Here is a 13,258-nt window from a genome sequence, read left to right on the forward strand (position 1 = left end):
TAAAGAAGCCTCAAAAAAATTGTTTAAAAAGGAACTACTTTCTGTCTGCATAAATCGCAATCTGCCAAAGACATACTCGAGCTTTCTAATATAAACGTACTTATTTATTTTTATATTCAACAGTGTCTATAATGGATCATTGTGTCACACTATGGGGCATCTACTATGGACAGTAAAATTGAAAAGGAACCTTTCACACTCGCAGTGCTTGGGACACTTACTGACTTTACCCCTGAATTAAAACAAACTGCTAAACCTGCTCCTTATACTAAGGGAGCTAAAGTAAAAGATTATCCTAAAGGAGAAACATTGAGTGTAGTTTCTTCTTTAATCAAAACAAATCAATCTGCTAAAGCGGCAAAAGTAGACGCAAAAAATCCATATCCTTTTCAAGCGGATGAAATTACTGTAATTAACGGACCTACAACAGACGGCTCTAATGTAGGAGAGAAAATTGCCCTGGGATTGGTAGCGATATTAAAAGCAGTAGCTCGTGGACAAATACAAATCAACATTATTGCTCATAGTAGAGGCGCTGTTGAATCGATTTTAATAGCCCATGAATTACAAGCAATACAAACCATTATTTCTGGATGCACCACCTTTGAAGAAGTATTGAAACAGTTGACTGAGCAGCAGACCAAACGATATAAGGGTACGCCAAAAAATAATACACCAGATATTATAGAGACTCTAAAAACCCAAATTAATCTCATTCCCAAAGAAAAGCAAGAGCAATGGTTTGATGATCTAAAAACACATCTGCCCCATGCCTTAGTAAACTTTTTTGGCATAGACCCTGTCCCCGGAGATTGTTTTCCGATTACTTGGTATGACGACCGATTTTTTATATTACCGGAAATTATCAAAAACACTGAATTAATTTATTATGCAAATGAACGTTCTGATTGGGGATTTACTCCGATTTATCCTGAGGTAGTCTCTAAAGAAAAGCAAAATCTTGTGTGTTACTCCATGCCTGGGCATCACGGAACTGGCTCAAATGGGAATGATGGTTCCCAACAAGGAATCATTGTTTCTCCTGATGGTTATAAAACCACCCATGTCCAAAAATTAATGCTATATAAGGTACTTAATTTCTTATGCAAACAGCGCGTTGAATTTAATGATGGCACTCAGATCTTTCATCAATACACTGCTTTAGGCCGAAAATATTTAGGAATCGATGCCGAAGTAAAGTCAATTAATGTAGCAACACTCGATTTTCCCACCATTTTACGAACACTTTATGCTGCAATTTCCAAAAATCAAATTGGCTATGATGCATATAATTCAACTCATTATTCCTACATGGGACTGATAAAGCAACGTAGGATCCTGCATAAAGGACGTGTCTATGGCCTCTTCAATGATGTATTTACGACCTACTCTGGCTATGTTAATGAAGAACATGCTTTATTAATGCAAGCACATTTCTTTAAAATTTTTGGTCTTGATACCAAAAGAAAAAATCTTGCCGAGATGATCAATACTGCAAGCAAGGCCCTGGAAGAAAACATAAAGAAAGTCGCCAATAAAGAACTATCCATCCTGGATTCTGAAGTTACGCGCAAAAATGTGTTGGAAACTTTTGGTATAGTGATTCGTCAGGTTAGCCACCAATATTTAACTGAAGATTGGTCTTCTATTGGGAAACAAGAAGAAAAAGAGACTTTATATCAATCAATTATTGATATATTTACTAAATTTGAAGAACTCTCTGCATCAGATAATGTAACAATAAAGCAGTTTATCGCATCACTGCTTGAATTAAGTTTCACCAGCATCAATCATACCTTGGTTGTTAGAGCCCATGCCTTGAAAAAAGATTTTAGTTACTTTCAGGAATCTATAGATAATCGCTTTACCCACTTTTTTAGTGCATTATTAATGCAAGTAAATCACGTCGAAAATAGCTCTCCAGTTATCCTGAATGAAATTATAAACTCTGAAGAATATAAAAAATTACCCAACCACCCCTCAGCAATCAAAATAACTCATATTTATAAAAAACTGACTGGAAAAGGTCTGGAGAAATATACTATTGATGAGCTTATCAAGAGCTATGAAGAGCAATTTGCTGATACTATTGAAGATTTTGCAAAACTTTATCAACAAATCCAGATTTTTATCTATGACTTGGCGGCTTTGCGTGGGATAGTACCTAGCAAAAAAATTGAAGTAGATGAGCTGTGCTTACTAAAACAAGCTAATGAATTAGTCGCAATCGCGGCAGAACGCTTTTATAAAGACAGACCCGAGGAGCTTCCTCCCATTGCTGAGCCAGGTTCTTTCCTGAAATTGACAGAACAACATGCTATTGAGCATTTTGGTATCGTTGATCGCAGCAAAGAAAAAAATAAGGGACCAGAAAAGGCAGCTAATGTGGAGACAGGCGGCTACCTTTCAGGAGCCTTCTCGTTCTTCTCAAGAATGATATACGGTTCCCCTGTCACTACGGTTTCCCCTAACGGAGAAACCATCCCAAAAGAAGGCATCACACCAACTCTTACAAAGGAATAAATTCAATATCATCAAGCATAACCTCCGTTAATCATGCATAATGGATCTGGATTCCAAAGCGACGGAACATAGGTATTTTTGAGTTTATTCATGCTGTTCAAGGTATTTTCCTACCAATTCACAAAAGTTTAAGATTGTTAATATTTAATTAATATTAAAGTGGTACTATATGAAATGTAGCGATATTAAACTCCTAGGTTATAAATCAATCATTTTATCGCTACATTAAGCTTTTCCATTTGCTGCATGGGCAATTCCTGCTTGACTCTTAATCCATTAATAAGAGGCTACTCGGTAAAATATCAAGTACTGTCAATTTAAATGGGCGATCGATTTTTATATTCTTCTCAGATTCACACAAGTGACGAGCTGGAGGTTTGCATTCCAATGGAAATAGACTGTCAGTAAAAAATTCAGCACAATACAAAGGGTGTTATTTATTGACGGAATTGTTTATATCTGTACAATGCAAAAAACATCAGTAGCCCTCTAAGTATAAGATAAAATGCTATTTTCTACTCAACCGCTCAATATGGAGACTGCACGTCAGGTCAAGTATGGTCAAGAATAACCCTGTTCAATTTTCAGTAGTCAGAGAAGACCCAGAAATCGAGAAAAAAGTAATCCATTCCTCGGACGCGAAGGACATTCTTCTTATTGCCTCGGGAGGCTGTACCGCACTATCTTTACAGGCTTATTTTCCTCATCTTCGGTTCACTTTAGTTGACCCGAATCAGGCACAGATTAAATTAATCCAAGAGAAAATGAAGGCCTTAGAAGAATTTTCTGCCACAAAAAAGAAAGCGACTTTCAATGTAGAAAATGATTCTTCGTTTGGTCTCAACGAAAGAGGAAACTTCGAGTCACTTTTCCGTTCGTTTAGAAATTTCATTACCGAGTTTATTTTGCCTCCCGAAGAGCTGAAAGAACTTCTGACCCAGCCTTTAGACAAATTTGATACCGCTCACCTAAGAACGGTACTGTTTGAACACAAATATTGGAAGGTTGCCTTTGATTTGTTTTTTCACCACAACTTTCTTGAAGCCATGTTCGGGCCAGAGGCAGTACAGCACGCTCCTAGAGACTCCTATCCGGAATACTTCAGGAAGGTAATCGAACAGGGACTGGAAAAGGAGAACATGTCCAGAAATTATTTTATTCATCATCTATTTTTGGGGCATTATATTGATCAGGAATCCTGCCTTCCTTATTATCTCTCCGCTCCAACTCCGAAGTATCATTTTGAGTTCTTTAATAATACCATCGACAAAGTCGAAAGTTTTCACTCATTCGATCTTGTGAATCTTTCCAATATTTTTGATTGGATGGATGAAGACAAAATTAGGAGTCTGGCAAATCGTCTCAATCTCGAAATGAAACCCGGAGCACGGCTGTTGACACGCCAACTCAATAATCAAAAAGATTTCATGAAATACTTCTCCCATTTTGAGCTTTTGCGTGATGAAAGTGCAGAGTTGCTGGCAAGCGATAGAAGTTTATTTTATTCACAAATCAATTATGCCTTGAAGGTAAATTAAATATGAATCAGTTAATCGAGCATATTCTCCAAGAAACAAATTACTTAAATAATTCCTATTTTATCCATCTAAAAGATGGGACTTTTGATAAAAGTGATTTCGTCGAAACACAGATTCAATTTTATTCTGCTGTTGATTTTTTCGCCCGCCCTATGGCTGCTTTGGTATCGAAGATTCCTTGTCCTGATCAAAGACTCGGAATTTTGCGAAACGTGTGGGAGGAACACGGAGAAGGCGACCGCGATCGGTTCCATAAATTTACCTTCCTAGTCTTTCTCCAAAGATTGGATGGATGTACTTTTGAAGACGTAAAAGCACGCATTTTGTGGCCAGAACTTCGAATTTTTAACACGACCTTGGAAGGTGTATGTAATTCCGATCATTATTTGATCGGAGTCGGAACGATGGGAATGATTGAGAGGATGTTTTCCGATATTTCATTTTTTATCGGACGAAGCGTGGTAGAGCGCGGCTGGATCACTCCTGGTCAGCTCATCCATTACGACCTCCATGAGAAATTGGATATCAAACATGCGGAGGACTTCTTTACGGTTCTGCGGACTGCTTGGAATTCAGAACCTGAGTCGCGAAATTCCATTGAGCAAGGACTTCGTTTGGGGGCAACTCTCTTTAATGGATTGTATGAAGGACTGTTTCGCGCGCGCAGAAGGCGTTGGATTCAAAGCAGTCTAACAAACTCGGGTAATAAAGAAAAATACGGATTAGCACAAGAAGTTAAATTGTCTGAAGATAAAAAGATATCTGATGCAGCAGTGGCTTCGATTTCATGAAATTAGTGCGTTTGACTCTTGAAAATGTGAATCTTTATCTCACACAGATCCTTGATTTGGAGCGAGAGGTCACCTACCCCTACGGGGATAAGTTTTTTAAAATTGATCATGGTAACGATTATTTTGCCTTTTTTGAACGATTGGGAAAACTCTATTACTACGTACTCTTGGACAAACATCGAGTTGCTGGAGTAGTTGCCGCGGTTTTGAGAACGGTTCCTTCTCGCATTGGCTTGAAAAAAATTTGGTACTATTGCGACCTGAAAATTCATCCGGACTATAGAGGCCAGCACTTACCGATTAAAATGGCTTACAAAATTTATTTACGAAATTTGCTGAGCAGTTGGAATGGCTTTGGCATTTCGATGAATCCTGTAACAGGAAGTAGCCAGAACCGAATGAAACGTCTCACCAAATGGCTCAGATGGATTCCCGTAAGAGATACCCAGCTTAGCCTGTTTTCATTAGACCATGCCTCTATGCAAAAAGCCCAGCCCATTTTGGAACGGCATCGAGGGGATGTTCGATTTCTCTCTCTGGAAGGAATTAAAGATCTTGTTTTAACCCATGATCAAAGTAGAATTCCGGTTTTGCATGCACAATTTGGAGAAATGGGGAAAGGATCTGAGAAAGAGTACCAGCCACAGGAGGGTCATATCCACATGTTTTGTGCAACATCCGAAGATCCCCTGGTTGAGGAGCTTTCAGGGATACAGCTTTTTCCTTCTTCTACGATCACGTTACTCAATTGCGGGACAAAACCACAAAATTGGGACTGGATATTAACCAGTGATCTTTAGAGTTAATTTGAATGAGCGGACAAACCTATGGGGCAAGCACACTTTAACGGGTTGGTATATACATTAGCTAATGAAGATTCAATTGTCGAATCGGAGCTTCTTTCTCACCATACAGAGAGAGTCATCGCGATTGCGGGAAGCGGAAGCAGAATCATTCCTCTTTTAGCCAAATCGCCTCAAGAGCTCGTTTGTGTGGACCTCTCTTTAGAGCAACTTTATCTGACCGAACTAAGAATTGAAAGTGTGAAACACTTGGAACACAATGAATTTATTCAATTTCTAGGTTATCCAACTTCAAACAGTTCGGCTCAAACTCGAGAAGATCTTTTTAAGAAGTTAATCACATTGCATCCATCCACCCGGGAATATTTTTTAAACGTGTTTGAAAACCTCTCCTGGAGTTCGCTTCTTTATTCTGGAAAATGGGAACAAACCGTCCGTAAATTCAGTAGAGTTATTCGCAAATTCGTAGGAAAAAAGGGATTAAAAATTTTTGACTGCAAAACTCTGGAGGAACAAAGGAATTACTATACTCATAAATTTCCCAAAAGAGCATGGTACTTTTTTTTGCGAATTTATGCTGCATTAATGGCAATCACCTGGAAAATAAAGCCAGGCATATTTCCCCAGGTAGACCCCAAAATCAGTTTCTATTATACATACAAGAAGTGTTTCGATCAGATGTTTCTAAATACTTTGGCAAGAGAAAATTACATGCTCCAATTGATCTTCTTTGGAGAAATTGTTTTCTCAGAAGCACTTCCAGCAGAATGTGACCCAATCCTATTTCATCAGGCAAAAAATGCACTCTTACACACTAAAGTCAGTTACGCCCAGGAGGATATCATTTCAAATCTGGAGAGGAGTGAAAATAAGAGCGGGTTTATTTCATTTTCAAATGCGCCCTCCTATTTTCCGAATGAAATGGCTAAGAGCTATCTTGCTCGGATTGCCTCTCAACTTTCTGAATCTGCGACACTTGTAGTCCGGAATTTTCTTAACGATCCAACTGTTGCTTGTCTCGACGGCTTTACAGATGTTTCAGAGCACTACTCTGATATCCTTGCCAAAGAAATTACAAAAACCTACGAGATACAGATTTTTCGATATTCAAAAGGATAAAAGTTGAGCTTTTATGGGATTTTGTTGCATGTGATCCATTCTAAGAAGGAACCGATTGAGGAGAGATTTCCGTAGCTCTTTGCTCACCAAACTTAAAATAAATCCCTTCCTGCCGTCCAAGACGATAAAGCATAGGATTTCTTGTTAAACAAGTGGCAAAAATTAGCAAAAAAATGTTTCGCTATGGTCATTGACTTAGGTAAATGCAGTTTGGTCTCTGCATGAATCGCATGAATATCTTCGGGTTGAAGATAACGACGTAGATGCTCTAAATAATCTGGATGTTCGAGCCACCGTTGAATCAAATGAGCATCGACTTCCAAATGAAATTGGAGTCCCACACTATTATGATGACAAAAGGCTTGCACACACTGACTGTTTTCTAAAAGAACATCAATACCTGGGGCTGTCTGATTTGCAAATTGATGCCATTGAAAAACATAGATTGGAAGATCAAACAATCCGAATAAATCATGTTCACCACATCTATCTACTCGTGTCCATCCAAATTCAGGTTTGTCTAAAACATAACAGCTCCCACCCAAGGCTATATTCAACAGTTGGGAGCCTAAGCAAATGCCTAATATGGGCACTTCTTTAGCAATTGCTACCTGCAATAATTCTATTTCGTGAATTAGATGTGGGTACAAATCAAGTTCATTAGGATGCATGGCGCCACCAAGGACAACAATGCCATGATAGCGATTCACATCTACCCGCTGATAAGGATCCCTGGCAAAATTGACATAGCGAATACGCAACTTCATCCTTCTTAAGGTATGAATAATGATACCCAATGGTTCATAAGGAGAATGTTGTAAAACCAGAATTCGTGCCATTATTATGTTATTTTTAATGAGTTATTTTAAGTATAGCCTGATGAGATTGGTAATTTAAATCCTGGAATAATAGCGACAGCTTTTTTTCTTCATAACACGTATTGCTGGATTACTTGCAAACAAGCAACCTAGTTGCTTGCAACTAGGAGTTTTTAGTAAGCAGTCAAACGACACTCGTCCGAGCTATTCATACATTGTTGGATCGCTTCAATACGTAATCCTTTAATTTTTCTATTGAGTTCATGACCGATGTATTTCGAAGCAAGTTCTTTGGTGTTAATGGATTTTGCTGCTTGAAAGGCATTGCGTACGTGTTCTATATACGACGGCTCTTGGGTACTCAGCTCAAAAATACGCAAGCAATTGTCAAAACGCTCTTTATTATGGAACGCGCCGATGTTTGTCAATAAATCCAATAACTCTCCTGCATTCAGTTCAGGAACACGTCGAAATTGCGTCAAATGTTTATTTGTTAATAAGGCTAAGTCACGGTATTGATTGGGTATGTTGAATTGTTTGCAAAACGCACTTATTTCATTTTGAGACTGGTTGTGCATCAAAACAGCGAAGCGAACATACGCTGAATCTTTATGATCAGCGGCCCGTTGCAACGCTTTAATACTGGAGTCTGATATATCCATATTGGGGAATAAAATACTGTCTGCACCACATTGTTTCAGCACGTCGAAGAAATTTTCCGGATATGCTCCCATAAGTGCACGTTCCAGTTCCTTCCAAAGTTGCTCAGAGCTCAGTTCACAGACTTTCCGTTCCGCAACCATCTGCTTCATAAGCAGCATCGTTTCTGGAGCTACTTGAAAGCCTAAGCACGCGGCAAAACGTGCAGTACGTACTAATCGAAGAGGGTCTTCAACAAATGTTGGCGATACATGCCGTAATATATGGCGCTCCAAATCAGCTTTTCCATTATAAGGATCAATCAATTCACCCAGCTTTCCTTCTTCAAATGGTAAAGCCATGGCATTTATCGTCAAATCTCGCCGACTTAAATCATCAATTAAAGTAATTGTCGGAGAGATATCAAACTCAAAACCAGTATGTCCACTTCCGGTTCGCTTTTCGCATCGAGCAAGGGCATATTCTTCTTGAGTTTCGGGATGTAAAAATACAGGAATATCTTTTCCTTCTTGACCACTACGTACTGGTTTATATCCCAGTTTTAGCATTTCGTCCCAGGTTGCACCCACAACAACCCAATCATTATCTTTGGGGAGAACGTTACGTAATGTGTCACGTACTGCGCCCCCTACTAAAAAAATTTTCATAAGATTTAAAATATAAAATTTGCCAATAAAAAGAACATTTTATATTCTGATAGGAAAAATATCAACAATTATGGGTATTTTTTTAACAATTATTCAGCTGTCGTTGAATTCATCCCCAACTTATCAAAACATTCTATTAAAAAATAATATGATTTGCTCTCATACTTGAAATCTTAGTCAAATGGAGCGAGGATAATAAAAAATAGTTCTTTATACTAAAAAAATGAATTTACTTACTACTGCAGTTCAAGTTATTCTGGGAGAAGAACATGTTGTGCAGACAACTCCGCAGTACTTTACGTGCGTATTTTTATACGCGCAAATTTTAAGCATAATAATTGGTATTGTCTTTCTTTTTATTGCATTTTTTATACTACGTCCAAAAGAAAAAGAGCAAAGGCGGATTCAAGATCAATTTTTATTTTATTTGATCGTGGGGATTTTTTTCATTAGTTGCCCTTTTTTAATTGAATATTTTGGATATTGATGCAGAAGACATACCCAGTATGAGTAGCAAGACGTTGCACAATTCATAAGGCATCTCTCTCTCGATTAAAGTCAAAAATGGTACCATTTTTATGTATTAATTGATGATTATTCATGAGGATAAAATTAGGTAATGTCCCTAAAGTTTTTGTGGATTCCCAGCTTTAATCTATGCACGTAATTTTAAGCTTACTTCGATCTGCTCCCTCTCCCGCGCAAGAAATTTGAATAGTATGATAATGCCTTTTCGCTGGAAGAGGGTTGGGGAGAGGGAGTTGGACAAATCGATACTGAGACAACATGCAAAAGCTTTGCGAAAACAAAGCACTAATTCAGAGAAACATCTATGGTATTACCTTAGAGCAAACCGACTTGGATTTAAATTCAAACGACAAGTTCCAATAGGAGCATACATTGTCGACTTTGTCTGCTTGGAAAAGCGCTTAATTGTTGAGCTTGATGGTGGCCAGCATCTTGATAACCAAAGTTACGATATGTCTCGAACAGCCTGGTTAAATGCGCACGGATTCAAAGTGCTGCGCTTTTGGAACAATGAAGTACTCCAGCAGACAGAGTCGGTCATAGAGGTCATTTTGCATGCATTAACGGAGATCAATATGGAAGGGAAAACTACTTGACAGCCCCTCTCCCCAACCCTCTCCCGCGAAAAGGCATTATCATACTATTCAAATTTCTTGCGCGGGAGAGGGAGCAGATCGAAGTAAGCTTAAAATTATGTACCTAGATTAAAGCGGGGTAATCCACAAAAACTTTAGGGACGTTACCTAAATAAAGGAATTTTTGAGATAAAATAAAATCAAAGAAAATTGGCGTTAATCCTGAATGTTCTCAATAAATCGTTCCAGATTTTCTATGATATGTAACAGATTTTCATTTAGCTTCTTTACTTCTTTATCAGGTAAATTGCCAATGGACAGGTTTTGCATCAATATCCCCTGCTTTTCTAATTCACGGCATGCTTTTTTTGCTTTTTCAGTAAGAAAAAAATGATAATAACGTTTGTCCTGTTCATTGCGTACACGGAGAACAAGTTGGTCTCGTTCCATCTTATCAAGAATACCAACGACGGTAGGTTGTTTAAGTCCCGCACTTTTTGTAAGTTCCATTTGCGTCTGACCGTCTCTTTCCCATAAACGCACCAGAAAAATGGTCTGACTATAGGTTACACCAAGTTTTTCAAGATTAAGATTTGAAACACGTTCAAATAAACGTGCTGCTTTTTTAATTAATACACCAGTATGTTCATTCAAATTAAATGTCATAGACCTCTCCTTTTCGAATAATATATAGGTGCCTATATATATTGACAAGATTATATTCAATTAATATTATGGCCATACTATTTATTTATAAAGGGATTTAATTATGCTCAAAAAAAGCTGCATGCTATTTATTTTCTTAGGGATTTTCAATGACGTCACCTATTCCCTTTCCCCCAAATCAACTTTAGCGGTTGTTGAAGAAAATGCAGACCGTATCAGTTTCTACAATCCCGATACAGGTACAAGACAGGGCAGTCTGAAACTTGCTTTTCTCCCCCATGAAATCGCTGTTACACAAGATGGAAAAACAGCTTATGTCAGCAATTTTGGTATCAGAGACTACGATAGTGGCTCTGGTGTACCCGGCGTATCAATCTCTGTCATCGATCTGCCAAATCAGGTGGAGAAATACCGACTGTTTACTTTTGAATCATTAGAAAACAAAGCATACTCAGACATTGATAGTGCTCCCCATGGCGTTAAATTACGTCCTCCTTTTGAGAAACAACTTTATGTTAACGTAGAAAAAGGTGGCAAAATTCTTGTTTTTGATGTGGAGAGCAAAACCATTGTCAAAAAAATTGAAGTGAGTCCTCATACGCATAACCTGTTTTTTTCCAAAGATGGAAAAACCTTATGGCTAATGGCGGGAAAAGACGGCGTCATCCGAATCGATCCTGATTCGGGAGCAATTACAGGAAGCCTAACATTACCCTCAGCAGTACGTGGTCTAAAATATACACCAGATAATCGTTCTTTGATGGTGTCGGCTGTGAATCATCGTCTTTATTGATCCGGCGACTCTCGCCATTAAAAAACAATTGAATCATTTAAATCTGGGCCCAATTCTTTACTCAGATATTACGCCGGATCAAAAATATGTATTAGCGCCAGCCCCTTTTGATCATCAAGTTGCGGTGATTGATGTTGATTCGGGTCAAGTTATAAAACGGTTAGTCACTGGCTTGAATCCTATTAATGTTTTAGTTAGCCCAGAAGGGCAATATGCTTATGTATCCAATGCTACAGACAAGCATCTGTCTAAAATCGATTTGCATACCTTTGAATTTACCTCTATTCCTACCCATGCTGGCCCTAATGGTTTAGCATTTATTCCTGAATTTACTTCCAGTACACATAAAAAACTGCGCATGGGTGTCGCTTTACCATTGACAGGAAAAGAGGGTTCCAAAGGTCGTGAAATGCTTAGAGGCTATGAATATTGGAAAAGTACGGTCATCAAAGGAGGCGGCCTTTTGATTGGCAATCAAGTTTACGACCCCGATATTGTTTATCTGGACACAGAGTCCAATCAGGATAAACTCAAAAGTTTGACGCATGAATTACTCACGCAATATCAAGTGCAAGTACTGCTATCCACCTATGGCATAGATACGTACAACCTTGAAAAGGAAATTGCAGATGCACAACATATCATTCTCACTACATCCCCAGGCGAAGAGATGATTTGGAATCCTGACAATACAGCACGAGGTTATGATTATTTTGTGACCACAAACCTTTATGAAAAAGGCTACATTACCCAGTACAACTTCAAACCTTCTTCCTGGTCCGCTCTGGCTTCTGCCATTGGCTTGAAATTCCAAAACGCGTGCCAAACAGCGAATACTTTGGATTATCAAACAATAACCGCTTTATTAAACAATGGGGATTTTCACTTATTTTATCCCTAAATTATGAATTGAACCCTTTAAATCAAGGAATTAAAAATATGTTTTACTATCCCCAAATATTCTTTATTTTATTTGCTTTATTCACGGTCTGTACCAACGTATTGGCAGAAGATACAGATTATGTCTTTAATCCCAATGATCCGCATCACAGCCTTTATATTCCTGATGCCCCCACCAAAGCCCCTGCTATTTTATTGTTACATGCCAGCACGGGCATTGAAAAAGTCAATTATGATTGGGCCACCCGATTAAAAGAACATGGATATGTGGTATTTATAATTGATAGCTTTAAACCCAGAGGCTGGGAAGATCGTCGGTCAGTGGGCTGGGAAAAAGCCACGCAAGCACAACTTGATGATGTCCTGCCAGCCTATGAATACCTTAGCCAACTTCAATTTGTTGATCCTGACCGCATAGGAATTTTAGGATTTTCCATGGGAGGTTTCGATGTACTGAATGTCATGGAGTCCGTACAACACGATCCCAAACCTTATCAACAAATCTCCTTTAAGGCAGCAGCTTCTTTTTACGGTGTATGCCATAGGCTCGACAAAGGAACACAACTCAGAGCAAACACAAAAATATTTATTGGCGATAATGATGATCGATCAACAACGCAAGATTGCATTCATTTAGTCAATCGAAGCACTGATAACCATCAAAATGTTTCCATTCAAATTTATTCAGACGCCTTGCATGGATTTGATAACTTTGAGTTTCCTGCTTCAAAAGAAGTCATTGATGAAAAAGGAGAACATTATCATATTGGTTTTAATGAGGCAGCAAGAGTACAGGTATTAAAAGACTTACCTGAGTTTTTTGACCGTTATCTCAAGCCACAACCCTAATTGATAAACTCCTAAAACCCAACGCTCGTCTAAGCCCTACTTCGGATA

Annotated in this window: 12 protein-coding genes; 9 read left to right on the forward strand and 3 right to left on the reverse strand. The window is 38.4% G+C overall.

The features are described 5' to 3' along the window. Positions 1-165: 165 nt before the first annotated feature. The 5 genes from Lani_RS00140 (at position 166) to Lani_RS00160 (ending at position 6,774) form a co-directional block, all read left to right on the forward strand. Positions 166-2,523 (forward strand): hypothetical protein, encoded by a 2,358-nt coding sequence (locus Lani_RS00140; RefSeq protein WP_040522427.1) that lies wholly within the window; start codon positions 166-168, stop codon positions 2,521-2,523. A gap of 557 nt (positions 2,524-3,080) precedes the next feature. Further along, on the forward strand, positions 3,081-4,061 hold the full coding sequence (locus Lani_RS00145) for a DUF3419 family protein (protein WP_019233333.1): 981 nt from the start codon (positions 3,081-3,083) through the stop codon (positions 4,059-4,061). A gap of 2 nt (positions 4,062-4,063) precedes the next feature. Continuing rightward, complete coding sequence (locus Lani_RS00150) at positions 4,064-4,852, forward strand: iron-containing redox enzyme family protein (RefSeq protein ID WP_019233332.1); 789 nt, start codon at positions 4,064-4,066, stop codon at positions 4,850-4,852. Then, a complete protein-coding gene (locus tag Lani_RS00155; RefSeq protein ID WP_019233331.1) occupies positions 4,849-5,652 on the forward strand; it encodes a hypothetical protein in 804 nt (267 codons plus the stop codon). Before Lani_RS00150 ends, Lani_RS00155 begins: the two co-directional genes overlap by 4 nt. 27 nt (positions 5,653-5,679) lie before the next feature. Further along, positions 5,680-6,774, forward strand: a complete 1,095-nt coding sequence (locus Lani_RS00160; protein WP_019233330.1) for a DUF3419 family protein — start codon at positions 5,680-5,682, stop codon at positions 6,772-6,774. Between the two features lie 92 nt (positions 6,775-6,866). Here the strand turns inward: Lani_RS00160 and Lani_RS00165 are convergent, their stop codons facing one another. Further along, positions 6,867-7,613: a type 1 glutamine amidotransferase gene (locus tag Lani_RS00165; RefSeq protein ID WP_019233329.1), complete on the reverse strand. Its 747-nt coding sequence runs from the start codon at positions 7,611-7,613 to the stop codon at positions 6,867-6,869. Positions 7,614-7,765: 152 nt separating this feature from the next. After that, on the reverse strand, positions 7,766-8,899 hold the full coding sequence (locus Lani_RS00170; RefSeq protein WP_019233328.1) for a tRNA nucleotidyltransferase/poly(A) polymerase-related protein: 1,134 nt from the start codon (positions 8,897-8,899) through the stop codon (positions 7,766-7,768). Positions 8,900-9,660: 761 nt separating this feature from the next. Between Lani_RS00170 and Lani_RS00180 the strand changes: the two genes are divergently transcribed. After that, positions 9,661-10,023 carry an endonuclease domain-containing protein gene (locus Lani_RS00180; protein WP_081595158.1) on the forward strand — a complete coding sequence of 121 codons (363 nt, stop codon included), beginning with the start codon at positions 9,661-9,663 and terminating at the stop codon, positions 10,021-10,023. 195 nt (positions 10,024-10,218) lie between these two features. On the opposite strand, the gene Lani_RS00185 is transcribed toward Lani_RS00180, so the two are convergent. After that, on the reverse strand, positions 10,219-10,668 hold the full coding sequence (locus Lani_RS00185) for a MarR family winged helix-turn-helix transcriptional regulator (protein ID WP_019233325.1): 450 nt from the start codon (positions 10,666-10,668) through the stop codon (positions 10,219-10,221). 103 nt (positions 10,669-10,771) lie between these two features. Here Lani_RS00185 and Lani_RS00190 point away from each other — a divergent pair, with 103 nt between their 5' ends. Genes Lani_RS00190 through Lani_RS00200 form a run of 3 tightly spaced genes read left to right on the forward strand, consistent with a single transcriptional unit; the run spans position 10,772 to position 13,210 of the window. Beyond that, entirely contained in the window at positions 10,772-11,461 is a 690-nt protein-coding gene (locus tag Lani_RS00190) for a YncE family protein (protein WP_019233324.1), read from the forward strand. 28 nt (positions 11,462-11,489) lie between these two features. Further along, positions 11,490-12,362, forward strand: coding sequence for a hypothetical protein (locus tag Lani_RS00195; RefSeq protein WP_019233323.1), 873 nt, complete (start codon positions 11,490-11,492; stop codon positions 12,360-12,362). Between the two features lie 38 nt (positions 12,363-12,400). Then, the gene (locus Lani_RS00200) at positions 12,401-13,210 is read left to right on the forward strand and encodes a dienelactone hydrolase family protein (RefSeq protein ID WP_019233322.1); all 810 of its coding nucleotides are present in this window, start codon (positions 12,401-12,403) and stop codon (positions 13,208-13,210) included. The last annotated feature ends 48 nt before the right edge of the window (positions 13,211-13,258 follow it).

Source organism: Legionella anisa (genome assembly GCF_001467525.1).
Taxonomy (GTDB): Bacteria; Pseudomonadota; Gammaproteobacteria; order Legionellales; family Legionellaceae; genus Legionella; species Legionella anisa.

What these genes read in the sequence shown, in the direction of transcription:
- Lani_RS00170 (WP_019233328.1), bottom strand. Translation starts at nt 8,899, where the DNA reads ATGAAAATTTTTTTAGTAGGGGGCGCAGTACGTGACACATTACGTAAC.
- Lani_RS00140 (WP_040522427.1), top strand. Translation starts at nt 166, where the DNA reads ATGGACAGTAAAATTGAAAAGGAACCTTTCACACTCGCAGTGCTTGGG.
- Lani_RS00190 (WP_019233324.1), top strand. Translation starts at nt 10,772, where the DNA reads ATGCTCAAAAAAAGCTGCATGCTATTTATTTTCTTAGGGATTTTCAAT.
- Lani_RS00155 (WP_019233331.1), top strand. Translation starts at nt 4,849, where the DNA reads ATGAAATTAGTGCGTTTGACTCTTGAAAATGTGAATCTTTATCTCACA.
- Lani_RS00200 (WP_019233322.1), top strand. Translation starts at nt 12,401, where the DNA reads ATGTTTTACTATCCCCAAATATTCTTTATTTTATTTGCTTTATTCACG.
- Lani_RS00150 (WP_019233332.1), top strand. Translation starts at nt 4,064, where the DNA reads ATGAATCAGTTAATCGAGCATATTCTCCAAGAAACAAATTACTTAAAT.
- Lani_RS00165 (WP_019233329.1), bottom strand. Translation starts at nt 7,613, where the DNA reads ATGGCACGAATTCTGGTTTTACAACATTCTCCTTATGAACCATTGGGT.
- Lani_RS00185 (WP_019233325.1), bottom strand. Translation starts at nt 10,668, where the DNA reads ATGACATTTAATTTGAATGAACATACTGGTGTATTAATTAAAAAAGCA.
- Lani_RS00145 (WP_019233333.1), top strand. Translation starts at nt 3,081, where the DNA reads ATGGTCAAGAATAACCCTGTTCAATTTTCAGTAGTCAGAGAAGACCCA.
- Lani_RS00160 (WP_019233330.1), top strand. Translation starts at nt 5,680, where the DNA reads ATGGGGCAAGCACACTTTAACGGGTTGGTATATACATTAGCTAATGAA.